The 22,801-nt window shown below is 42.3% G+C and carries 20 protein-coding genes; 16 read left to right on the top strand and 4 right to left on the bottom strand.

Annotation, left to right across the window (positions count from 1 at the left end):
• Positions 1 to 853: 853 nt before the first annotated feature.
• The 3 genes from HRM2_RS01900 to HRM2_RS01890 all read right to left on the bottom strand — a co-directional run bounded on the left by HRM2_RS01900 (position 854) and on the right by HRM2_RS01890 (position 4,644).
• Complete coding sequence (locus HRM2_RS01900) at positions 854 to 3,790, bottom strand: TOTE conflict system archaeo-eukaryotic primase domain-containing protein (RefSeq protein ID WP_012662752.1); 2,937 nt, start codon at positions 3,788 to 3,790, stop codon at positions 854 to 856.
• A 226-nt stretch (positions 3,791 to 4,016) separates the two neighbouring features.
• Positions 4,017 to 4,184 (bottom strand): addiction module protein, encoded by a 168-nt coding sequence (locus HRM2_RS01895; RefSeq protein WP_202944679.1) that lies wholly within the window; start codon positions 4,182 to 4,184, stop codon positions 4,017 to 4,019.
• A gap of 256 nt (positions 4,185 to 4,440) precedes the next feature.
• Positions 4,441 to 4,644 carry a hypothetical protein gene (locus HRM2_RS01890; RefSeq protein ID WP_012662750.1) on the bottom strand — a complete coding sequence of 68 codons (204 nt, stop codon included), beginning with the start codon at positions 4,642 to 4,644 and terminating at the stop codon, positions 4,441 to 4,443.
• 449 nt (positions 4,645 to 5,093) lie between these two features.
• On the opposite strand from HRM2_RS01890, the gene HRM2_RS01885 reads away from it, so the two are divergent.
• Positions 5,094 to 6,449, top strand: coding sequence for a DUF3300 domain-containing protein (locus tag HRM2_RS01885; protein WP_012662749.1), 1,356 nt, complete (start codon positions 5,094 to 5,096; stop codon positions 6,447 to 6,449).
• Positions 6,450 to 6,711: 262 nt separating this feature from the next.
• On the opposite strand, the gene kamA is transcribed toward HRM2_RS01885, so the two are convergent.
• Positions 6,712 to 8,022, bottom strand: coding sequence for a lysine 2,3-aminomutase (kamA, locus tag HRM2_RS01880; RefSeq protein ID WP_012662748.1), 1,311 nt, complete (start codon positions 8,020 to 8,022; stop codon positions 6,712 to 6,714).
• Between the two features lie 546 nt (positions 8,023 to 8,568).
• On the opposite strand from kamA, the gene HRM2_RS01870 reads away from it, so the two are divergent.
• From HRM2_RS01870 to HRM2_RS01800, 15 genes are all read left to right on the top strand, one after another.
• A complete protein-coding gene (locus HRM2_RS01870; protein ID WP_012662747.1) occupies positions 8,569 to 10,050 on the top strand; it encodes a sigma-54 interaction domain-containing protein in 1,482 nt (493 codons plus the stop codon).
• Between the two features lie 284 nt (positions 10,051 to 10,334).
• A complete protein-coding gene (locus tag HRM2_RS01865; protein ID WP_012662746.1) occupies positions 10,335 to 10,676 on the top strand; it encodes a putative quinol monooxygenase in 342 nt (113 codons plus the stop codon).
• Between the two features lie 359 nt (positions 10,677 to 11,035).
• Complete coding sequence (tnpA, locus tag HRM2_RS01860) at positions 11,036 to 11,401, top strand: IS66 family insertion sequence element accessory protein TnpA (protein WP_041272989.1); 366 nt, start codon at positions 11,036 to 11,038, stop codon at positions 11,399 to 11,401.
• Positions 11,401 to 11,754 (top strand): IS66 family insertion sequence element accessory protein TnpB, encoded by a 354-nt coding sequence (gene tnpB / locus HRM2_RS01855; protein WP_012662744.1) that lies wholly within the window; start codon positions 11,401 to 11,403, stop codon positions 11,752 to 11,754. The genes tnpA and tnpB overlap by 1 nt, the downstream gene beginning before the upstream one ends.
• 44 nt (positions 11,755 to 11,798) lie before the next feature.
• Complete coding sequence (gene tnpC / locus HRM2_RS01850; protein WP_012662743.1) at positions 11,799 to 13,394, top strand: IS66 family transposase; 1,596 nt, start codon at positions 11,799 to 11,801, stop codon at positions 13,392 to 13,394.
• Positions 13,395 to 13,930: 536 nt separating this feature from the next.
• The gene (locus tag HRM2_RS01845; RefSeq protein WP_232364172.1) at positions 13,931 to 14,539 is read left to right on the top strand and encodes an ABC transporter ATP-binding protein; all 609 of its coding nucleotides are present in this window, start codon (positions 13,931 to 13,933) and stop codon (positions 14,537 to 14,539) included.
• Positions 14,540 to 14,565: 26 nt separating this feature from the next.
• Positions 14,566 to 15,567: an ABC transporter permease gene (locus HRM2_RS01840; RefSeq protein WP_232364171.1), complete on the top strand. Its 1,002-nt coding sequence runs from the start codon at positions 14,566 to 14,568 to the stop codon at positions 15,565 to 15,567.
• A 484-nt stretch (positions 15,568 to 16,051) separates the two neighbouring features.
• On the top strand, positions 16,052 to 16,369 hold the full coding sequence (locus tag HRM2_RS01835) for a BON domain-containing protein (protein ID WP_012662740.1): 318 nt from the start codon (positions 16,052 to 16,054) through the stop codon (positions 16,367 to 16,369).
• Positions 16,370 to 16,400: 31 nt separating this feature from the next.
• Positions 16,401 to 17,525, top strand: coding sequence for an OmpA family protein (locus HRM2_RS01830; RefSeq protein WP_012662739.1), 1,125 nt, complete (start codon positions 16,401 to 16,403; stop codon positions 17,523 to 17,525).
• A 313-nt stretch (positions 17,526 to 17,838) separates the two neighbouring features.
• The gene (locus tag HRM2_RS01825) at positions 17,839 to 18,060 is read left to right on the top strand and encodes a hypothetical protein (protein WP_041272988.1); all 222 of its coding nucleotides are present in this window, start codon (positions 17,839 to 17,841) and stop codon (positions 18,058 to 18,060) included.
• Between the two features lie 93 nt (positions 18,061 to 18,153).
• Positions 18,154 to 18,432 (top strand): hypothetical protein, encoded by a 279-nt coding sequence (locus HRM2_RS01820; RefSeq protein ID WP_012662737.1) that lies wholly within the window; start codon positions 18,154 to 18,156, stop codon positions 18,430 to 18,432.
• A 63-nt stretch (positions 18,433 to 18,495) separates the two neighbouring features.
• The gene (locus tag HRM2_RS01815; RefSeq protein ID WP_012662736.1) at positions 18,496 to 19,086 is read left to right on the top strand and encodes a hypothetical protein; all 591 of its coding nucleotides are present in this window, start codon (positions 18,496 to 18,498) and stop codon (positions 19,084 to 19,086) included.
• A gap of 219 nt (positions 19,087 to 19,305) precedes the next feature.
• Positions 19,306 to 19,518: a P-loop NTPase family protein gene (locus HRM2_RS01810; protein WP_041272987.1), complete on the top strand. Its 213-nt coding sequence runs from the start codon at positions 19,306 to 19,308 to the stop codon at positions 19,516 to 19,518.
• Positions 19,519 to 19,795: 277 nt separating this feature from the next.
• Positions 19,796 to 20,365: a rhodanese-like domain-containing protein gene (locus tag HRM2_RS01805; protein WP_012662735.1), complete on the top strand. Its 570-nt coding sequence runs from the start codon at positions 19,796 to 19,798 to the stop codon at positions 20,363 to 20,365.
• Between the two features lie 224 nt (positions 20,366 to 20,589).
• Positions 20,590 to 22,578 (top strand): sigma-54-dependent Fis family transcriptional regulator, encoded by a 1,989-nt coding sequence (locus HRM2_RS01800; protein WP_012662734.1) that lies wholly within the window; start codon positions 20,590 to 20,592, stop codon positions 22,576 to 22,578.
• Positions 22,579 to 22,801: the final 223 nt, after the last annotated feature.

Below are 22,801 nucleotides of genomic sequence, written 5' to 3'. Positions count from 1 at the left end.
CGAATCCGTATAATTTCTTTATAAACAGCAACATGTCATTTTTTCAAAATCGTGTAAAGCCATTAAAAATCATTTTGATATATAGTTGACCGAGCCCTTATGGTATCATCAGTCGGTAGTCGAACCTGATTTCTGGGCCATTAATTCATCTTCGGCACTGGGCTCCAATCATTCCAACAGCACTTCATGAGTTTTTTTCCGAAAAACAGGTATTACATTCGTTACAGATAAACAGCTGCTGGGACCATTATGAATAGTGCGGTACCCTTTGGATAACAACGTGTTTGATGAACCACAGTCTGAACATTTTAAGGAGCCTTATTTTTTCATGACGGTTTTTAAAACATAAAATGCCCGTCATGAAAAGGGGAATTTGAATTATATGAGCCCAGTCCCTTCATCTTCCAGTACACGCTTTTGGGATCGTCCAATACTCAACCATTCTTGCATTAGTCAAAAATCCCTAAACACTTAATAATTCTGATAGTATCATTAACCGCAAATAATTTTTAGATGATGAAAACCGGAAATCATTATACTAACATCGTCATTTCGAAACTACCAAAAACATTTAAAAGATTTCTCAATATATTCAATTAAAAAACTTTACAGGAAAAGAATAAAATTGACTGATCAAAGAATAAAGCCGATCCGAAGAATAGCTTGTTAAGTTTTATAGCTCTGGTCAAATGACTTAATCCCCATTATCGTTTTTTGAACTTTAAATTTTAAAAAAACAGCGGCTTATGTGTTAATGATCTCTTTTCAATTGTCCAACACTATGGATGAAATTTAACCAATCTTTTTTTGTACAATAGGCTGTTTTTTTATTTTCTTAGGATTTCTCTCTTCCTCATTTTTTTATACTATCCGCCAATTCAAATGCAATACTGCAGCTTTCAAGACGCATGATGCTTTCTTCTGAATAACCAAAACTCAAGAGATTTATGCTGCCGTACCAGGTTATTTTATCATCAATAATTGCAAATTTCTGATGAATGCTCGATCTGAATATTAAACGGACTCCTGTTTCTTCGACTGCTTTAAATATTTGCTCCAATGATGTTCGTCTATCTTCTTTAAAATCACTGGCAGGTCTTGTAATAATTATGATTTCAACTCGTTTTTTCAGAATAGCGGAAAAATGTTCGATCATCTGAAGCATTCTTTTTTTGGTAACAAATGGACTGACAATCAACAACCGTTTTGATGCCATTGCAATATCCTGTAGATAAACGGAGAAAAAATTATCTTTACTAAAAATGATATTGGTCGGGGCTTCCGGTAAGAGTTCAACTTTTGCTTTATAGCCGATTGCAGCATACCCTTTCAGTCTTTTTCCATACATTTTTTCGAGCATTCTTACATGAATATCAACGTAATCGTATATCTGGACGTCTTTTTTATGCTCCGAAAAACGATGTAATCTCCCGGCATATTGCTGAAGTGTCCCCTTCCAGGCAATCGGCATGGCCAAAAACAAAGTATCAAGGCGGGCCTCGTCAAACCCCTCCCCGATATAGCTGCCTGTTGCCACAAGAACAAAAGATTCCGTATTAGGTATAGAACCCAGTTCTTCCATTACGATGGAGGTTTTCTTTACACCCATTCCTCCTTTAAGGCATATTACGTTCGAAATCCTTTGCCTGAGCATCTCGCCCAAATCATCGACGTGGGCGACACGCCCTGTCAAAATCAATATGTTTCTCCCCTTTTGATAGCATTCAACTACATCATCTACAATCAGCTGATTTCTTATTTCATCTGATATAAGATGGGACTTAATCTCCTGAATAGTAGGTTCTGAATCATCTTTGTTCGACCCGATTCTAAAAGATGTAAATCTTGGGATCAAATAATGTTCAAATGGTCTTTTTTCTGCCTGTTTTTTCGCATCAACAGAAAATCGAACAGGCCCACAATAAAAAAAGATAATCGGATGATGACCATCTGGACGTGAGGGTGTTGCAGTCAGGCCATAGATATATTTAGCTGTCGCATGTTTAAGGATCTGTTCAAAAGTGACCGCCGGTAAGTGGTGACACTCATCAACAATTATCATTCCGTAATTCTTTATTGCCTCTTTTACATTGCCCCCAATATTCATTGACTGCATAATCGCAACATCAATAATAGAACTTAGCCTGTCCTTTCCAGCGCCCATATGCCCAATCAAACTTTGCTCTTTTTTCCGTCCCCTTTTCTTCGGCGGCTCTGGCAAGGTTTCATTGATAGTCAGAAATTGATCCAAACGTTCCCGCCATTGGGAGAGCAGCTGTTGCCTGTGGACTAATACCAGGGTATTCACCTTTCTTATACTGATCAATTTTGCCCCAATAACAGTTTTCCCAAATGCGGTGGCAGCTGACAGCACCCCATTGTCATGGGCTAACAAGGCGTCAATTGCTTCCTGCTGTTCGTCCCTAAGCGTTCCATTGAACTCAACATTGACAGTTTTTCCTGAAGTTGTGTCATCTTCAATTTCTCGAATTACTTTCAATTCATCAAGGGTTTGTATGACCTCAGCTTCGCATCCCCTCGGCAGTGCCAGATAATCCTCAAAATCATCAGCACAGGATATGATTCTCGGCTTGCCATATGTTGATATCCTCATGGCCTGAGCTTTGTAAAATGCTGGATTTTTGAATGCCGCATATCTCTTGAGCGTGTTCAACGCCCTCTGACTCAATCCGTTTTTTTTAATATAAAGCATACCAGATCTAACAATCTTCACCGTTCCGGAAAAATCGCCTTTTTTCAGCTCAGTCGTTTGTTTTACCCATGGTTTTAATTTTGAATCTCCATCTTTAAGCAACCCGAGTTCATTTCCTTTACTCAGCTTTTTAATGAACGTCGCTAAAAGTTTCTCATTCAATTTTTCAATATTTGAAAGAAAACGCCATTGATCCGGATAAGACACAAAATCTCCGTCAATGAAAACTGAATTTCCATTATCCCTGACTTTTTTCTGAAGCGGTAATGCTATCAGATTACCAAATCCTCCCTTTGGCATGGTATCCTGATTGGGAAACAATCTATCATAAGAAGCAAATGAAATTTCATGCCGTTTATTCATAGAGTAGGTCAGGAGTGACGACCCAAATTTTCGTGCAAGTGCAGCCGGGACTTTATCCTCAAAAAAGAACCAGGCATGGCAACCATTACCGGATTGGGACCGCTCTATAGCTATTGGAAGATCAAAGTGTGAGCATGTCTCCTGTAATACCGAGATATCTTTCTGCCAGCCATCCTTATCAAAATCAATGGCTAAGAAATGGCACGTATCATCAAGATCCATTGGATATATTCCAATAATCATTTCGCCTCTGAGATGTTTTTCAACGGCAGTTTTATCTAAAGGAAAATATCTTTGTTGATTACAACTGGAACACTTTGTTCGAGGCTTATTACAAATACCAGGCATCCATTCATTCATGCAATTGGGGCTATACCCTGAAAACCCCTTTTTATTCTGCCATTTTTTTGCGTATACATCATTTCGTCCTTTGAACAATGACATGAACAGAATAATTTTTTCATTGATGGATGAAAAATTGTTAATAAGGCTGGTATCATCAGCTGCATTATTTATTAAGATGTCAACAGAATTCAGTTCAGGGTGAAAGCCATTTTGCTGCTCTGATTGCGTGCTTTGAACAGGGCTTGTTTTTATGTAGCTGGCGGGATTTGGGTGAGATTCTAATTTCCGAATTTTCGCTCTGAGGTACTCATTCTCCTCAAGAAGCTCATCGTATTTTTTTTTCAGGCTATTGTATCTGTCATCAGTCATTCATCCGATACACTATAAATTTATAAATTTTGTAAAGACCCTTTGATTCTCTGTGGATCTCGTCTTAAATCGAGCACCCGCCATACAGTGCGACGGATTTTTCTCTTAGTTTGTAGTATACGTCGTATGGGAATCTTAAAGTATTCTCCCAGTCTTTCGCTTTGTTTCTCCTATAACGTTCTGCCTTCTGCCAGGTCTGACATGGCTGAAGAAAGAATCTCAATTTTCATTCAAAGTGTTTCCGTAGTTCTTTTTTGGCAGTATGCCAATCCACAATTCTCTCTTTACCTTCTGCAAGACGATTTTCTGTTTTCTGAAGGGCCTTTTTATGCCAGGTCGGAGATTCGAGCAGTTCTTCCTCTGATAATAAATCCGCCCACAAGGCATCCACCATCCTGAGTTTCTCTTCTCTGGGTAAGGTGCTTTATTTCTATTGAATTTTGCATGATTCAATCCTTTTATGGTTACAAAAAATTAACACTTATACTTTTTTTTGTCAATTTCATTGAATGATTTAACCCAATAGACAGCCAACCGGCAGATTGACATTAGGACAAAAATCTTCCGGTCCTTTGAATCGCCTGGAATAGTCTGGACGAAAGCTATATTGAACAGGTGGATTTAGTAGAATTAAAGTTGCTCAGGATTTGTCAGGCCACGGTATCAATAAGTTTCCCTTTGCCGGTGGTTGCATCAAGACCAGCTGTCTGATCTGTTTTAGTAGCCTCTCTGCCAAGGACCTGATTTCCTGATTCAGCGGTTTGTTGAACAAGGTTTATCAAAAGATTTGGCATTTCCATAGCCTTCTTCATGGCATATGTCGATGCACCAGTATTGGTTCCACCAATTTCCATAAATACCTCCTGGAAAGGATTTATAACTAGTTTTTAAAAACTTACTTCATCAAAAAGATTCTCTATTCCTTCTCCCGTGCTCTCGTGGGTTTTTACAATTTTTTCCGTTTATAAACTATTTACACAATATATGATTTAAAAATGAACTTGCAACCCAACAGCCCTACTGACCCCTATCAACGGGTTCAGATTATGGGGGCCATTATACTTTCCCTGAACCCTGCCATGTTCAGTACCTGGATATTAGAATCTATCAGTCAGCCTTTCACTAAGAACTGTGTTCGTATTGCTTTGGAAACATTTTGTGCTTATATTATTTTTTGTATAATAGAGTGGAACGCATTCCACCCACATTTATCTGCCGGGGTTTCAACGCGGTACTGATCGATATCACTGCCGTTACCAGGAGCAAAATCATGCCGTAGACCCTGGCTTTTGAGGAGGTAGTAATGAAGGCGACAACCATTTATCATCCAGTCCTCGGATTGTTCACCCTCTTTTCCCTTATTTTCTGTTTGGTCTTGCCCCTGGGGCAGGTTCACGCCCAGGACAACGACTATCCAGACTCGTCTGAAAGATATAGCCAGGAGGAAATTGCACAGATGCTGGCCCCCATCGCCCTGTATCCCGATGCGCTCCTGTCCCAGATCCTGATGGCATCGACCTATCCCATTGAAGTAATTGAAGCCAACCGCTGGATCAGAAAGAATCCAGAACTAAAGGGAGAAGCCCTTGATAAAGCCCTTTTAGACAAGGACTGGGACCCCAGCATCAAGGCGGTCTGTCACTTCCCATCAGTTTTTGACCTGATGAGCGAGCGAATCACTGAGACCACCAACCTCGGCAACGCCTTTCTTGCCCAGGAGGATGAGGTTATGGACATGGTTCAGGAACTGCGGAATGAGGCCTATGACCAAGGCAACCTCACCACCAATGACAGGCAGAAGGTCATTGTCGAAAAAGAAACGATCATTATCACCCCGGCAGATTCCAGGATCATCCATGTGCCATACTATGACCCCTTCTATGTCTACGGCCCGTGGCCGTACCCCGCCTATCGGCCCCATTACTGGGGCCCCCCGGGAATAAGCATCGGTATCGGCATTTCATACTGGCCCGGCTTTTATTTTGGTGCCGCCTTTGGCTCCTGGAGCTATTTTGACTGGAACCACCGCTATATTTATATTGATGCGCATAAACGACCAAGATTTGTCAGGAACAACCGGTGGGGAGCAAGTCCCGGCCGCTGGCAGCACGCTCCCACTCACCGGAGAGGCGTAACCTACCGTGACAAGTTTACCGCAAAAAAATACGGCCAAGACCCCAACCGTTTCCGAAATTTCAAGGGCAGGTCCCGTGATGTTATTGACCCCAGGACCAGAAATCTTGATCGGCGCGGTGACGACCGGTCAAAGACCAAACAGGACAGGCAGATCCAGCAACGGACCACGCCAGAAAGGCAAAAGCAGCAACAGGTAGAACAACGTCAACAGGCCAAACCGGAAAGACAAAAGCAGCAACGGGTAAACGAGCAGCAACGGACCAAGCCGGAAAGACAAAGGCAGCAACAGGTAAACGAGCAGCAACGGACCACGCCAGAAAGGCAAAAGCAACAACAGGTAAAACAACAGCAACAAGAGGGCCTCGACAAGGTCTACAACCGGAGCAATAATGACAAGAGGGACGGCCAATCAAACAAAGGCGGCCGGGTCAGCCGACAAAGCACAGCCGATGACTACCTCGAAAAAAACAGTTCAAGCGATGACGACAGTCGCGGCAGTGGCGGCAATAAAAACCACCGTTAATCCCAATGACAGATTTACTGAAAATTTTAACCTAAAAGTTGCAAGCGCCCTTTGGCCGGATATGTAAGGCCCATGATCAAAATAAAACCTCCCACATGGTGTGTCTTTTAAGCCGTCTTCTTCGTTGCCTTAATGGGCACATATTTTAATATGCTCCCATTAACGCGCCTTGAATACGACTTAAAATCCTACGCCATGTTTTGGAAGATTTTATTCCGATCATGGGCCTAAGGCGCCGAATATGCAGATCAGTTTTTGTTAATCAGCTAGCTTTACGCCGTTCAGTTCTGTCGTTATTTTCCGGAACAATGGCTATGGTGTTGTCGTAATCTGCCAGCAATTTTTCGATTCCTACTGCCCGATACTCTGCTGCATCCTCCAATGGCAGTTGCAGGTTGCATTCATCACAATTTCGGTCACAAAAGGTTTGCTCATAGGAAAGGGGTTCTTTATAGGTTGTGATGACGCCTTCATAGTTTCTGAGAATCACCTTATTGGTGGACCAGGAAATAAGATAGTTTGGCATTACAGGAATTTTTCCTCCCCCACCTGGTGCGTCAATAACATAGGTGGGTACACAAAAACCACTGGTATGACCGATGAGACTCTCTATTATCTCGATACCTTTACCTACTGGGGTCCTGAAATGGGTCAATCCTTCTGAAAGATCGCACTGGTATAGATAGTAGGGTCTGACTCTGTTGAGCACAAGTTTATGGACCAGTGAACGCATTATCCTTGGACAATCGTTGACACCGGCAAGCAGAACCGTTTGGTTACCAAGGGGTATGCCTGCGTTGGCAAGTTTTGTAAGGGCGTCCCTGGCGGATGCCGTTACTTCCCTTGGGTGGTTAAAATGGGTGTTTATCCATATGGGATGGTGTCGTTTAAGCATATTGGTCATTGCATCGGTAATTCGATAGGGTAAAACAACCGGGGTTCTGGTTCCGATTCTAATGACTTCCACATGCTCAATTTTTTCAAGTTCAGTCAATATCCAATCAAGATAGCTGGTTGACAGGAGAAGGGGGTCGCCGCCACTCAATAAAACATCTCTTATTTCCGGATTGTTTCGAATATAGTCAATTCCCGCCAGGATCTCTTGTTTACCGGGAATACTATCAACATCGCCAACCTTTCTTTTTCTGGTGCAGTGTCGACAATACATTGCACACCTGTTGCTGACCAGAAACAAAACACGGTCTGGATATCGGTGGGTAATGCCTGGCACGGGACTGTCCTTGTCTTCGTGCAAAGGGTCTTTCATGTCGTCGTTTGAAAATTCAAGCTCACGAACAGAGGCGACAGACTGTCTAAAAATGGGATCATGTTCTAAATCGTCCGTATTTATGAGGGATAAGTAGTATGGCGTTATGGACATGGGGAATTTGTCCATTGTTTTTTTTAATAAAACCCGTTGTTCAAATGGAAGCTTTATCTCCAGGAGCGATTCCAGAAGATCAATCGATTTAACACAGTGCTTTATTTGCCATTTCCAATCCTTCCAATTTGATTTTGATACGTTTAAATCCATTTTTTCTGCGATATCCTGCTGATGCTTATTAAAAATCAAGCCGACTCCTTTATTTTAAGTTAATAAAAAGGCTCAGAGATAAGGCCCATGATCAAAATAATTCCACAGATATGGTGAAGAATTGTAGAATTATTTGTTTCTGAGCCCCTGAACCACATACCAGATTTTACCGTTATTCAACGAACAACAATGCAAAACCCTATTATATTAAACATTTTTTGTAAAGAAAGCCTTTAACCCAAACCCACAGCCTATTTTGCTGGGCCGCCGTAGGGCTTGTAAAAGACAAGCTCGCCGACCTTGACTGTCTTGATGTATCCCGTGGACCAATTGGGGGTTGATTGCCCCCCGTGAAAATACAATCTGCCACCGGTTCGGTACGTTAGTTGTCGGTTGAAAGCCTTTCGAGCTATTTCCTTGGTGATCGTGTAAGATCCATCCCCCTTTACGTCAAATAATTTTCAAACCATCCTTTGACAAAAAACAACGATCAATCTATCATAATAGACTTTTAAGTGGTTGTTCCTCGATTGAGTCAACTCTTTTGCAGCCCCACGTTTTTGTTTTAGAAAAAGGTTTTTATTCGTGCAGAAATCGTTTTTGAACATTTTCAACAGTATCCTGGGTTCAATTCGTGAACCGCTTCTGGTACTTGATTCCAACCTGAGGGTGATGGATGCCAATCCGTCTTTCTATAAAATATTCTGCGTTAACCCCCAAGAGACAGTGGGGACATTAATATTTGATCTTGGCAATGGACAGTGGAATATCCCGAAACTCAAAGAACTGCTCGAACAGTCCCTGCCGGAAAATACCGTATACAATGATTTTGAAGTAGAGCATACGTTTAAAAACATCGGCACCAAAATCATGCATCTGAACGCCCGAAGAATTTATCGGGAGCCAAACCATGCACCATTGATCCTTCTGGCCATTGAAGATGTGACCGAGCGCGAATATTACAAACGACATCTGGAGAAAGTTGTTGAAACCCGGACTGCCGAACTGGTCACCGCAAGGCAGGAGGCTGAAAAAAGGAAACAGACCGCGGAAACCGCCCTTTCTGAAATAAAAAGGCTGAAAGAACAGTTGGAGGAGGAAAAGGCTTATCTGAAAGAAGAAATCAAGCTGGAACATAACCATGAGAACATCATTGGGAAAAGCGATGCATTGAAATATGTGCTGTATAAAGTGGAGCAGATCGCCGCAAGCGACACCACGGTTCTGATTCTGGGCGAAACCGGGACCGGCAAGGAACTGGTGGCCCGGGCCGTTCATGGATTCAGTAAGCGAAAAAAACGGGCTCTGGTAAAAGTCAACTGTGCGGCATTACCGTCAAATCTCATTGAAAACGAATTGTTCGGCCATGAAAAAGGAGCGTTCACAGGGTCCAATACCAGGCAACTGGGACGGTTTGAGGTTGCCGATGAAGCTACACTTTTTCTGGATGAAATTGGTGAGTTGCCTCTGGAATTGCAGTCAAAACTGCTGCGCGTGATCCAGGACGGAGAATTTGAGCGCCTGGGCAGTTCCCGTACCATCAAGGTGAATGCAAGGATTATTGCCGCTACAAACCGAAATCTTGAACAAGAAGTCCGTCAAGGACGTTTTCGGAGTGATCTCTGGTACAGACTCAATGTTTTTCCCATAACCATGCCGCCCCTGAGGGACCGAATAGAAGATATTACACTGCTGGTGGATTTTTATGTTAAGAAAATCTCCAAACGAATGGGCAAGGTCACAGGCATTATTCCAAAAAGCATGATGAACACCTTACAGAATTATCATTGGCCCGGGAATGTGAGAGAGTTGGAGAATGTTCTTGAACGCGCCGTGATCAACTCATCGGGACCCAAATTACACCTTGCCGATGACCTGAACAAGCCCTTTGCATACTTAACTAAAAGCCAGCAAACATTGGAAACAGTCGAGCGCGATTATATTGTCCGTATGCTGGAGCAGACCCATTGGAAAGTCAGCGGTAAAAACAGCGCAGCCGAGATTCTCGGTCTCAACCGCAGTACCCTGCGTGCACGCATGCGAAAGCTTAATATCAAAAGACCATAACTCCCCCGCCGATATCCAGCCAACAACCACTCCTCCGGGAGCACCCTTCAGGTGTCATATGATCTTGGCTCCTTAAAACGTCATATATGACCTATTGGCCAAATAAGACTCTTTTTATATCCTGTATATCCCTGACCAAATCATCCTTTTTATATTGTTAATCCCTGTAAAATCAAATGGATAAGCAAAAAAAATCTTCGAATCAAAATTCTGGCATAATGATTGCGAGACTAAAAGAGAAATAAAGACTTCAAAGACCCTTAAGGTAAAGAAAAAGAGACCCAATGATCATTGTCAGAATTATCCTGAATGCACTTGAAGACAAGCAGCTGGAACTTAAGCAAACCCTGCTTTCGCTCATCAAATTCGTGGGCAGTGAAACCGGCTGTAAAAGCTATTCTGTTTTTTGTGATCTCCATGACAAAAACTGTTTTTGTCTGATTGAGGAATGGGAAACCCGTGAAGACCTGGATCGTCACATAAAATCCCATCGGTTCGGGGTGTTGCTGGGAACCAAAACCCTTTTAAGAAAACCGTTGAACGTCGACATATATTCGGTTTCACATCTCCAGGGAATGGAGGTCATTGAAGCGGTCAGAACGAAGTCACGGACATCAGCCGATTGATTAAAACCCTTGGGGTTAAATCGATTTTGGGCAAGGAGATTTGTCATTCCATTCCCAGATTTCTTTGAAATCTTCTGCCAAAGATCCTTGTTCAGTTGGGACCTCCACCCCAAGGCATCGTTTCATCCGCGTACCCCAGGATATCCTGTTGATTACCATTGGATGCTTTTGAGGATATAGGCAGTGAACTTAATTGCTGAAGGCTGCCGCGGCCTCAGTCAAAGCTGTGGAAGAGACCAGATCAGTGAAGGGGATCAAATTTATCAAAGTAAGCGCTCTATAAACCCCATCTTTTAAAGCCTGCCCACCCGTGGCATATTAAGCCAACTTTCACACTACAGCAGGAGGCTTATTCAATTATGACGGGAACTTTACAGGTGCAGGATACGATAGAGCAATCGATTTCTGATGATGAACGTAAACAGTTTTGGAAGTCCCATATAGCGTCCTGGTCCCCATCAGGATTAAGCCAGGCGGAATATTGCAGAAGAAACGATTTAAATATACCCCGTTTCAGATACTGGAAACGTAGGTTTCGCAAAGAAAATTTACCTTTGGAATTTGTTCAGATTCCTTCAGTGCCTGTTAAATCAACTCGGCTGTTTCAGCAAACTGGCAATCCTTCTCTTCGAATCACTATGAACTCTGAATTTACCATTGAAGTTCTGGATGATTTTTCACCGGTGACTCTTGAGAAGGTTATTTTGACCTTAAAGGGAATGTGATGTTTTTGACCTCATCCAACATTCGGGTCTACCTGGCCATGGGCATTACCGACATGCGTAAATCCATTGACGGTTTGTCGATCCTGGTAAGTGAACGTCTGGAACTTGACCCCTTTTCCGGCCATCTGTTTGTTTTTTGCAATCGAAAACGCAATATGATTAAAATCCTTTATTGGGACAGGAATGGTTTTTGCCTGTGGCACAAAAGGCTGGAGAAACATTTCTTTAAATGGCCAACTTCCAAAGAGGAGATCATGACCATTGAGAAACGTGAACTCACCTGGTTGATGGATGGCCTCAATATTTATCAGAAAGAGGCCCACAATTCCTTGAAATATTCGACACTTTATTGATAATAAAGGTTTAAAATTTCAGCTCTTTATGCTATGTTGTGCGCATGATTATCGAAGCCAACATAGCCTCTGAAAAGGTTAATGAATTACAGAAAATAATCGATTCCTACTTAAGAAAGGAAAAAGAATATTTATCTGAAATCGACATCCTTAATGAACAAATTCGTTGTCTTAAAGACAAACTCTTTGGCCGTAAAAGTGAAAAGAAGCCAGTTGACGACAAACAACTCTCTCTGTTTGATCTACCGGAAGAAAATTTTTCGATAGTAGAAGAGCCTGAAGAGGACGATGAAATTGTTGTTCCAAGCCACAAACGCAAAAAGCGTGGACGCAAGCCCATCCCTGAGGACCTTCCCCGGATAGAGGTTATCCATGATATAGATGAGGCCGAAAAGCTTTGTAAATGCGGTTGTTTGAAAACATGCATTGGAGAAGAAGTATCTGAGCAACTCGATATTGTTCCTTCAAAAATCCAGGTCATTCGCAACGTCCGTCCTAAATATGCCTGTAAAAAGTGTGAAGGGGTTGAAAGCGATGGTCCCACAGTTGCCATTGCACGGCTCCCTGAACAGATTATTCCCAAATGTATTGGAACGCCGGGCCTGATTGCCTTTGTTATAACTGCCAAATTTGTCGATGCTTTACCCTTTTATCGTCAGGAAAAGCAATTTCTGAGAATCGGGGTAAAGATCTCCAGGGCAACCATGTGCAACTGGGCACAAAAAATATGCGAAAGTTGTGAAATACTTTTTGCAATGCTCAAAAACGAAATCCTTTCGGGACCATTAATCCAGATCGACGAGACTCCGGTCCAGGTTCTCAACGAGCCTGGAAAAAAGAACACAACTAAATCCTATATGTGGGTATTTCGAGGAGGGTCCCATGAGCATCCCGGTCTCCTTTTTGAATACCACCCCACCCGTGCAGGTGATGCTGCTGTTGCGTTTTTGCAGGGATATACAGGTGTTGTTCAGACAGATGGGTATTCTGGCTATGGCTTTCTGGATAATGAGTCAAATATCTCTCACATGGGGTGCTGGGCACATGCACGCCGTAAATTCATGGATGTCGTTAAGGCTGGTGGAACAAATAAGAATGGCAAACCCAGAGCTGGTGCTGCCGATCAGGCGCTGAAATACATCCGGAAGCTCTATAGAATTGAAAAAGAAGCTAAACTGATCGAGTTAACCGGTGAAGACCTTGTCCAGGAACGACAGGCAAAGGCCAAACCGGTACTGGATGAATTCAAACGCTGGTTGGATGTCAAAATTGAAGAGGTTCCACCCAAAAGTTTATTGGGAAAAGCTATTGGCTACGCCTTAAATCAGTGGCACAGACTCATTGTATATGTCGAAACGAGTCATGTAACCCCTGACAACAATATGGCTGAAAACAGCATCAGGCCCTTTACGATAGGTCGAAAAAATTGGTTATTTTCGGGAGCACCAGAGGGAGCAACCGCCAGTGCAGGAATCTACAGCCTTATTGAAACTGCCAAAGCAAATGGCCTTGAGCCATATTGGTATCTTCGCTTCCTTTTTGAAAATCTTCCCCAGGCCATGACTGAGGCAGATTATAAAGCCTTGTTGCCACAGTATCTGACACCGTCCCAACTCTCAGGCCCACCTAAAATCTCATAATTTGCCTGTGCTGACAAGGTGCGGTTTATAGAGCGCTTACTTATCAAAAACAACTTTATCAGCAGATATTAACCCAGAACCAGACAAAAGTGATATCATGAAATTTTGATGTATGAAGGCCCATGACCGAAGCTTTTGTGACAAACCGTCTAATTGCCCGGCCGAACACAATTTATTTTTTTAAAGGAGAAACAAAATGGGATTTATTATCGGCGTTCTAGTTGCAGTGACTTTGGTGTTCGCGATTATTTATTTAGCTCAGCGGATATAATTGTTTTTATCTGAAACTCCCATTGAAGCATTGTAAATAGAGGCGTTTCATCGTTCGTTGTGGCCAGAGTAGATACCCTGCTCCGGCCATACCGGTTATGTTGAAGAAGCCTTGCTTTACATTTTAAGAGATGACTTTGACTGATCCGGTAAATACCATTAAAATTTTATGCGGATAAAAAAAGAATGATTTTATGCTGATCAAAATTGATAATCTTACAAAAATATATAAGGAAGAAAGAGGGTTGCTGCCTTTTCATCTTAAAGTGGAACAAGGGGAATTGGTTGCCCTTATCGGGCATAATGGTGCAGGCAAATCCACTTTATTGAAACTTTTGGCCGGCTGGCTCATCCCTGACAGCGGGCAGGTTTTTGTGGATGGCATCAACCTTAAAAACAGAATGGCGGTTGTGAGAAAAATCGGTTTTGTTCCGGAAACGCCAAATTTATTTGATTTTTTTACCGTTGATTATAATCTCAGGCTATTTGCCCGTCTGTTTCAAATCCCTTTTCTGAGGATTGAAGAAATTTTGAAGACATTCAATCTGCTTCCTTTCCGCAATAACAGGATACAGGTTTTATCAAAAGGATTAAGACAAAGGGTGAGTATCGGGCGATCCCTTCTGGCAGATCCCTCCGTGCTCCTGTTTGATGAACCAACGTCAGGAATAGACTTTGACATGACAAAAGAGATTTACAGGTTGCTCAGGGAGTTTCATTCTTCAGGGAAAACAATCATTTTTACGTCCCATCGGCCTGAAGAGATAAAAAACCTGGCCACACGAATTGTTGTGCTTCATCAGGGTGCTCTGGTTTTTGACGGATCGCCCGAATCCTATTTTCAATCAGACATTCATGAAAAGCTTTATCAATGATGATAATAAATATCATTACATTAACATTGAACGATTTAGCCATTGCATTCAAGAATAAGTCCATATTTTTGATTCTTTTCATTCCGTTTTTTGTTTATATTTCTTTGATGCTGGTGGATGAGGTCGGTGTTGATATTAAACAAACCAACATCGGACTGATTCAATCACAAATATATCCACCTGTTATTGTTCAAGCCATTGAATCCGTGGATACGCTATTTTCGATTGTAACTGTTTCCAGTGAGGAACAAGGCAATAAATGGTTAAAAGAAAAAAAAATAGATGGTTTGCTGCTACGCCCTGAACAAGGAAAGGTCAATCTGGTTCTGGTTGTTTTAAAAAAAGAATCTGTAATATCCCTTCAAATTGTAGAGAGTTTTTTAGCATTACAAAAAGCAATCGAAGGAAACAGCGTTAACTGGATTTCTGATATCAAACCGCTTCAAAAAGGCGGGATTCAAAAACAAACTTTGCCGACATGGATACTCATGCTGGTCATGCTGGTAAGCTTCATCATCATGCCTGCACAAATAGCCGAAGAAAAGGAAAAAAGACTACTGCTTGCGCTTTTGCAGACACCCATGCGGGAAATTGAATGGCTGATGGCTAAATTGTTTTTAGGCATGATTTTAATCTTCATGGCCGTCCTGTTTCTCCACCTGATGGGAAGATTTAATTTTGGAAATACAGCAAGTTATCTCACATTTATCGGCGTCGGCAGTTTCTGTTTTAGTGCCTATGGAATTTTCCTGGGTTTTTTATGTAAAAGTCAGGCCGGGGCCAGAACCCTAGGGGTTATTTTCTATCTACCCCATCTTCTTCCTTCTGCATTATCCGAGTTCTCACAAAAATTATCGGCCGTGGCTCCTTTTTTGCCGTCATACCCTTTTTTTGAATCCATCAGATCAATCCTGCTGGATGAAAGGCGTATATCAACCTTATTTCCGGCATGGATCTATTTGTTTTCCATGGGATTATTAACCTTTTCCATGGCATATCTGCTCATGAAAAACCGCTGGAGAATGTAGTATGAAGTCATACCGGTGCAAAGGCTGCGGCTGGCGATTGATGGGTGATTCTCTGGACCCTGATGCGGAAATCAAGGCCCATGTTAACGGCCGTCACCCTTTCCATTTACGGTTATCATTACCGGAGAATCTGTGAACGGTATATTTATTAACTCAACTTTCAAAATTAAGCCTTGGTTGACGGTTTTTTGTCTGATAACCTGCGTCTGTGACAAAGCCGGCCATATATGACCAAAGGTTGTATATGACCTTTTTATCTGATGGAAGAAGTGGAGATAAAAATATTTTAAGCGGCATTTTTTCCTATAAAATCAGCGGAATAAAAACATAAAGCAGGCCTATTAAACCCTGGCACAAATGTTGAACAGACAATAAGTAGCCCGTGCAAGAGAATCACTTGCAGAACCAAAGGAAAAGTGGTTGATATCGGTCCGCTGACCCTATAAGCGGATAAAACACAAATAGGATGAAAAAAGGAGAAATTATGAGAACAAAAAAGATCACCAACTGTTTTATTATTGGATTTTTTCTATTTGCATTTGTCGCCGGTTGTGCCGGAACACGTCATAAGGAAAGCATGGGCGAGTATGTTGATGATTCTGTTATCACCACCAAGGTGAAGGCACAAATATTTGATGAACCCATGCTCAAAGTGCTACAGATCAATGTTGAAACTTTCAAGGGAGAGGTGCAGTTAAGCGGTTTTGTAAATTCTGCCGCAGCCTCTGCCAGAGCTGTGGAAGTAGCCAGGTCGGTCAAGGGGGTCCAATCTGTTAAAAACAGCCTTATTGTTAAAAAGTAGTTCAAATCAAAACCAGAACAGGAGAACGAATATGAAATTTTTTAAAACAATGTTTGCTTTGTCTTTCATTACCGCTTTATTTATAGTCGGATGTGCTGTCCAGCAGCCGGTCCAGCCAATTCCCGATTTTTCCCCAACCACGTTTAATTCAAACGATTATGTTTCTGCCCTGGATAATTTTCTAATCATCCTGGATGCATCAAGTTCCATGGATGACAGGTATAACGGAAATAAAAAATTCGTCACTGCCCGTGAAATTGTAAAACACTTGAGTCAGACCCTGCCGGAACTGGGTCAGAATGCAGGCCTCAGGTCTTTTGGGCACAGTCCAAAAGTGTCCGATAAACTGACGGTTCTTTTTTACGGCATGGAAGAATACACCCAGAAGGGTTTGAATGAAAAATCAGGCCTGGTTTCAAGAGCAGGTGGCACCAGTCCAATGCATACTGCCCTGACCGCAGCCAGAGAGGATCTTAAAACTTTTTCCGGTAAAACAGCTGTTGTGATTATCAGCGACGGCCAGGAAGCAATGGGATTAAAATTACCCATAACCCTGGAAGCAGCCCAGGCACTGAAGAATCAAATGGGTGAAGATCTTTGTTTTTATCCCATCTTTGTCGGTGATGATGAAAAAGGGATGCACCTGATGGAAGAAATTGCCAATATCGGCAAGTGCGGCTTTGTCACCAAAGCGGATAAATTAATGACAGGCAGCGGTATGGGTCAATTTGTACAGGATGTTTTCCTGACTAAAAAACCCATGGTTCAAGCACCGGCTCCCACTCCCATAGTAGCGACGCCTCCGGCGGTTGAAAAAGCATGGGTGGTGGGTGAAGCCTATTTTGATTTTGATAAAAGTATCATCAAACCTGCCGGTTTTGAGTTTCTTGATAAGGTGGTAGATGTTTTGAAATCCCGTCCCGCGCTTTTTGTAAAAATCCAGGGTCATACGGACAGCATCGGCACCAGAAAGTATAATGATGCCCTGTCCCTGAGGCGAGCCAAAGCTGTAAAAACCTATCTGATTAATAAAGGGATTGATAAAAACCGCCTGTCCTGTGAGGGCTTCGCATTTTCAAAACCTGTGGCGTCCAACAAAACGGCTGAAGGCCGTGCAATGAACAGACGTGTTGAACTTTACCCGGTCACAAAATAGGAGCGATCCTAAATAATGATGGGCATCGCAAGACTTCTCGGGAGGTCGTTTCGTTTCTTCGGATATCTGTACAAAAAAATCGACGCCCATCATTACTGAAGAACGACCCCTTCACGCAGAACTGTTCGGCAGTGACCAGATAAAACAGCATGGCAGAATCCAGACCAATGCACATGCACTGAGTGACAGGCAACTGCCGGACAAACTTCTGTCCCGCCTGTCGGATAATGAGGCCGTACCCGTTGATGTGTGCAGGCCCCTGGCCGAAGATGTATGAGATAGCCCTTGAATCCATTTCCCACGGGACGGGCGGGTGGATTCGGAAGGTCTCATAGGTTTTGTTGCTGCCTATCAGCGTGTCACCTTTCTGAAACTGGGTGAACTCGGGGCAATCCCCATCATGTTGAGGATTGCCCTGATTGAAAATCTGAGGAGAATTGCAGCCAGGCTTGCCGCAGATAAAATCAATCGAAACCAGGCAAACCTCTGGGCAGATCAGATGGTCAACACCGCCGCAGAAGCCCCCCTGGGTTGATGTATGGATAACCTCCCATGAAAAAAATAATTATAAAATTTGCGGCCCTGAGCCGGAAGAGGGATAAATACAAGAAAAAACAAGGGAGAGATCATGTCAAAAAATATAAATTCAAATGACATAGAACGATTAATGGCTGAGGCTGATGAACTTGTCGGACAGATTAAATCCGAAGCTTTAGAGGATATGGAAGAAGAACATCGTATTCAGTTTGAAAAACATGCTCAGAATCTGAAAAAAATTAAATCTGAAATTCAGGATGATATCGGAAATAAAGATGCACCAAAATTAACTTCTGGAGCGAATGGTATGCACGAGGCAATTCTGGACATTTTAAAAGCCATGCAAGCCTTTCAAAAAAAACTTTTTTGATTTAATATGCATCCGTAAATTTTAGGAAAAAATTTGAGGTGGTTTTGAATAGGAGTTAACACCATGCAGCGATTTATGTTTTATACGGCCCTTGCACTGACACTTATATTTGCCGGGATATGGTCAACCAGTGGGGCTTTCGCAGAAAAACCACAATGGGTTGACAGCAAAGAAAAAGGCGAAACCCATAAACAGGCGGCAAAAAACGAGCCCCAGAAACAGGCGGTAAAAAACAAGTCCCAGAAACAGACGGTAAAAAATGAGCGGCACAATGACAAAAAAAATGCCGATCGTGGAAAATCCCACGAGAAAGATAAGGGTGGAGACCAGAAGAACAGGTATTTCAATGAACAAAAACAGGCGTTCCTACACAAATATTATTCCGATCAATTTCGACAGGGGCGCTGCCCGCCGGGCCTTATCAAGAAGGGCAAACGTTGCATCCCCCCCGGTCATGCAAAAAAGTGGAAAAAAGGCCAACAGCTTCCCAGGGAAGTCATTTTTTATAATCTTCCGCCAAAAGTCCTTGTGGAATTAGGGCCTCCACCGCCAAGGTATCGTTTCGTCCGCGTAGCCCAGGATATCCTGTTGATTTCCATTGGAACGGGAATGGTCTTGGATGCCTTTGAGGATATAGGAAGGCAGCTTGATTGATTGAGGATGGCTGCCCATGAAAAAAGATTGGTGGCTGATAATTCCGTATACGCGTTACTGACAAGGTCATATATGACCGAATGTTGAATATGGATTTTTATATGAAACGCCCACAAAGCATTATCAATGAAGGTGTTTCAAAATTCGTTGAGGCCGGAGCCATAACTCGCTCCGGCCGTGCCGGTTATAAGAAAACTTTCAAGGGAGAATTGCAGTTAAATGGAAGATAAAATTCACAAAGTCCAATTTGAAAATGAATTCAGAGTTTGTCCTGAATGTGGCTATGCAGACGGGTTTCATACAATGATAAAAAAAGAAACTGATACTGTAAAATGGCTTTTTATCTGCCCTGCATGCCATAAAATATTTGATATTGGCTATACGGTTGATCTATTGAAAACCGGACCAGGAAATCCTTATCCTGAAAAGTAAAAACAACAGGACCACCCCAGTTGTGGAGATAACTCCGGGTTCCGGTATACTGACACAGTGAAGATGATTATATTTCAATTGCCTTTTGAACAGGACCCTGGTATTTTTTTTGTGCATATGATTTGAGTAAATATTTGAATATGATAGTAGCTATTCTGGAAAAGGATATGTCAAATTCAACCCCCATTGTTAATTCTCAGATGCTGGCCCATCTTACGATCAAGCCCGATAACGACTTTTGTAGGATTAAAATAACTCGATCGAAGGAGATAACATTATGAAAAAGCTGTTTATTTATGTTTTTAGCATGGTTTTTGTGCTGACTGCGGCCGGTTTTGCTTTTGCTGACGATTCAGCAATGCTTAAAGCCAATGAAGAAAAGGCCTGGGAGAATGCTACAAAAGTTTTTCCTGTAGAACGGCAGTTAGATGTCCAGGGATTTAAAGATCTTTACGACAAAGTCATGGCTGGACAGGAGGATGCCTATCTGGTTGATCTCAGAACTCATCCTGAATTTTATGCCGGTCACATTGCCGGAACAGACCACATCCATGCCGGTCATATGTATACCTTCCCCAAAATAATCACAAATAAAGATGCTAAGATTGTAGTGTGGTGCAGAACACATAAACGTGGGGCTTACGTAGGGGAAAGACTGACACAATATGGTTACACCAATGTCTGGTGGTATAAGGACGGTATCCTAGGTTGGATTAAGGCAGGATACCCCCTTTGTAATCAGTTTATGGGACAGTTTAAAGTTACTGGATACGATAAGAACTTCACGGAAATCGATAAAGAGACCCAGAAACCATTGTACCATATTCGAGAATTTCATCCTTTTTAGTAGAAAGATTGATTACTCAACTTTCGGATTGGCTTTTTACGTGGGGGTCAGGCTTGCATTATTGCATTTTTGTTCGGCTCAGAAAGAGGGGCAAAATATTGTCAAAGGCACAATAACACAAGCCTGATCATCAAAGTTAAAGTCCGTAAGTTGAGATTGATTATAAGATGGGTCAGCATACAAAAATATATTTTTGTGGTATATAAGGGACTCAGAAATAAATAATGCCCCAATATGATAAAGAAACCATCGCCCTTCAGTGGAGAAATCTACAAGCGGGTAAACCTGTTGATTCCCAGTCAATCCGAACAGATATCCTGGTTTCATGGAAACACAGTAAAAATTTAGGGATTGATGCCCATAAGGGATTGCACCATAAAGGCGATGGGGATGCCTTGCTGAAGCGATCAGCCGAACTGGTTTCTGTTGCTCAACCATTCATGGAGGTGATCAATGAAATAATTGCTGGCAGTGGATTTCGCATTGACTGTATTGATCATGAAGGATTTTTTCTTTGTTCCTGTGGGGATCCAACACTTTTAAAAGAATCAGAGTACAACGGCTTTGTGACAGGGTGTGACGTAAGTATCGAAGCTATTGGCACGAATGCTGCCGGCCTTAGTTTATCCCTGAAAAAGCCGGTCCAGGTTTTTGGGCCGGAGCATTATAATATCAATCTCCATAACCTTAATTGCTCAGCAACACCAATTTATACCCCTGACTCTGAACTTGTCGGCATTCTTAATATTCTCAGCTATGATACACCCCAAAATCGACAAACCCTTGGGTTAACCACATCCATTGCGAAGGCAATTGAGAATCAACTTGCCCTTACCAGGACAGTGACGTCTCTTAAAGTTTCTAATTCTGAACTCAATACCATTATGGAGTACCTGCCCCAGGGGGTTATCGCCCTTAATAAATTGGGGGAAGTGGATAGATATAATAAGAAGGCCCTTGAAATGCTTTCAATCCCCCAAAAGTCAGGTATCGACCAGCGTAAGAACCAACTTAAAAAAAACCTTAGCGCCCTTGATCTTTCAAGAGAATTGCGGCGACAAAAAGAGAAGGAGCATACAATTGCTGTGGGTAGCAGGAAAAAATCATTTGTAGTTAACGCCCATAGTATTGAAAACGGCGAACGAACCCTGGTTATGTTAGAAGATACAGGTCGTATTATGAGTCTTTCTGCAGTCCAATCCAACAGAACAAGCTATACTTTCAACGATATTACAGGTCGATGTGCTGGAATCATCAAAGCGAAAGAACTGGCAACCATGGTTGCTCCAACAGACTCAAGCGTACTGCTGGTTGGAGAATCCGGGACCGGGAAAGAACTATTTGCCCAGGCGATTCACGCCTCAAGCTGTCGCTCTAATAATCCTTTTGTAGCCATTAATTGCGGAGCTATTCCTGCTGACATCATAGAAAGTGAGCTTTTTGGTTATGAACCTGGCGCATTTACCGGGGCTCGTGAGGCTGGAAAAGCGGGAAGACTGGAGACAGCCTCAGGAGGTACACTTTTTTTAGACGAGGTGGAAGCAATGCCTCTGAGTTTTCAGGTAAAACTTCTTCGCGCTTTCTCTTCAAAAAGTATGGTTCGGGTAGGTGGCGTTAATGAAATCCCACTCGACTTAAGGATAATCTCTGCTTCAAAAGTAGACCTCATTGAGGAAGCCAATCAAGGCCGTTTCAGAGAGGATCTCTATTATCGAATTGCCACTTTTCCAATACTGATCCCCCCTCTGAATAAGCGAGGCGGTGACATCCGCTTACTTGCAAAACAATTTTTAAAGCAACTCTCCGCAGAATATTTAAGATCTGATATTTATGCTGATAATGACTTTTTTGAAGCACTACAGTCGTATCCCTGGCGGGGAAACGTACGGGAATTACGCAATACAATCGAACGAGCCGTCGTCATCGGTCTGGATCAACAACAGCTGACTCCAGCCCAATTACCACAATCGCTAAAAGAATATTGGATTTCAGGAAAACTCCGGCAACATGCTAAAACGACCTTAAACCATCACCCTACTGACAAAAAATCACTGCTAAAAATCGCTGAAGACACAACCATTGCAATGGTTCTTGAAGAAGAAAAAGGCAACATTTCTCGTTCTGCAAAAAGACTTGGCATTGCCCGATCAACCTTGTATCAGAAGATCGAAACAAGTGACCAGATTCTAAGTGTTGTAAAATCGGACACATAGTTAAAGTGTACGATTTCACAACACCCCACCCTCCCCTTTGTTCATATTCCACGCTTATTCAACTTTGTAAGTGCACAATTTGCCCTGGACAATTTTGCAAACCGTTCGATAATCATACAGTATAAAGTTTACACCGCTGGTGTTCTTTACCAAAAAACCTTTAATATCAAACCATTACCTAAGTGGCATGACGCATGCTTTATTTGCAACACGGAAACCACGT

It is taken from the genome of Desulforapulum autotrophicum HRM2 (assembly GCF_000020365.1).
Lineage (GTDB): Bacteria > Desulfobacterota > Desulfobacteria > Desulfobacterales > Desulfobacteraceae > Desulforapulum > Desulforapulum autotrophicum.
Note: the sequence above shows the minus strand (reverse complement) of the source record. Positions and strands in the feature narration are given on the sequence as shown.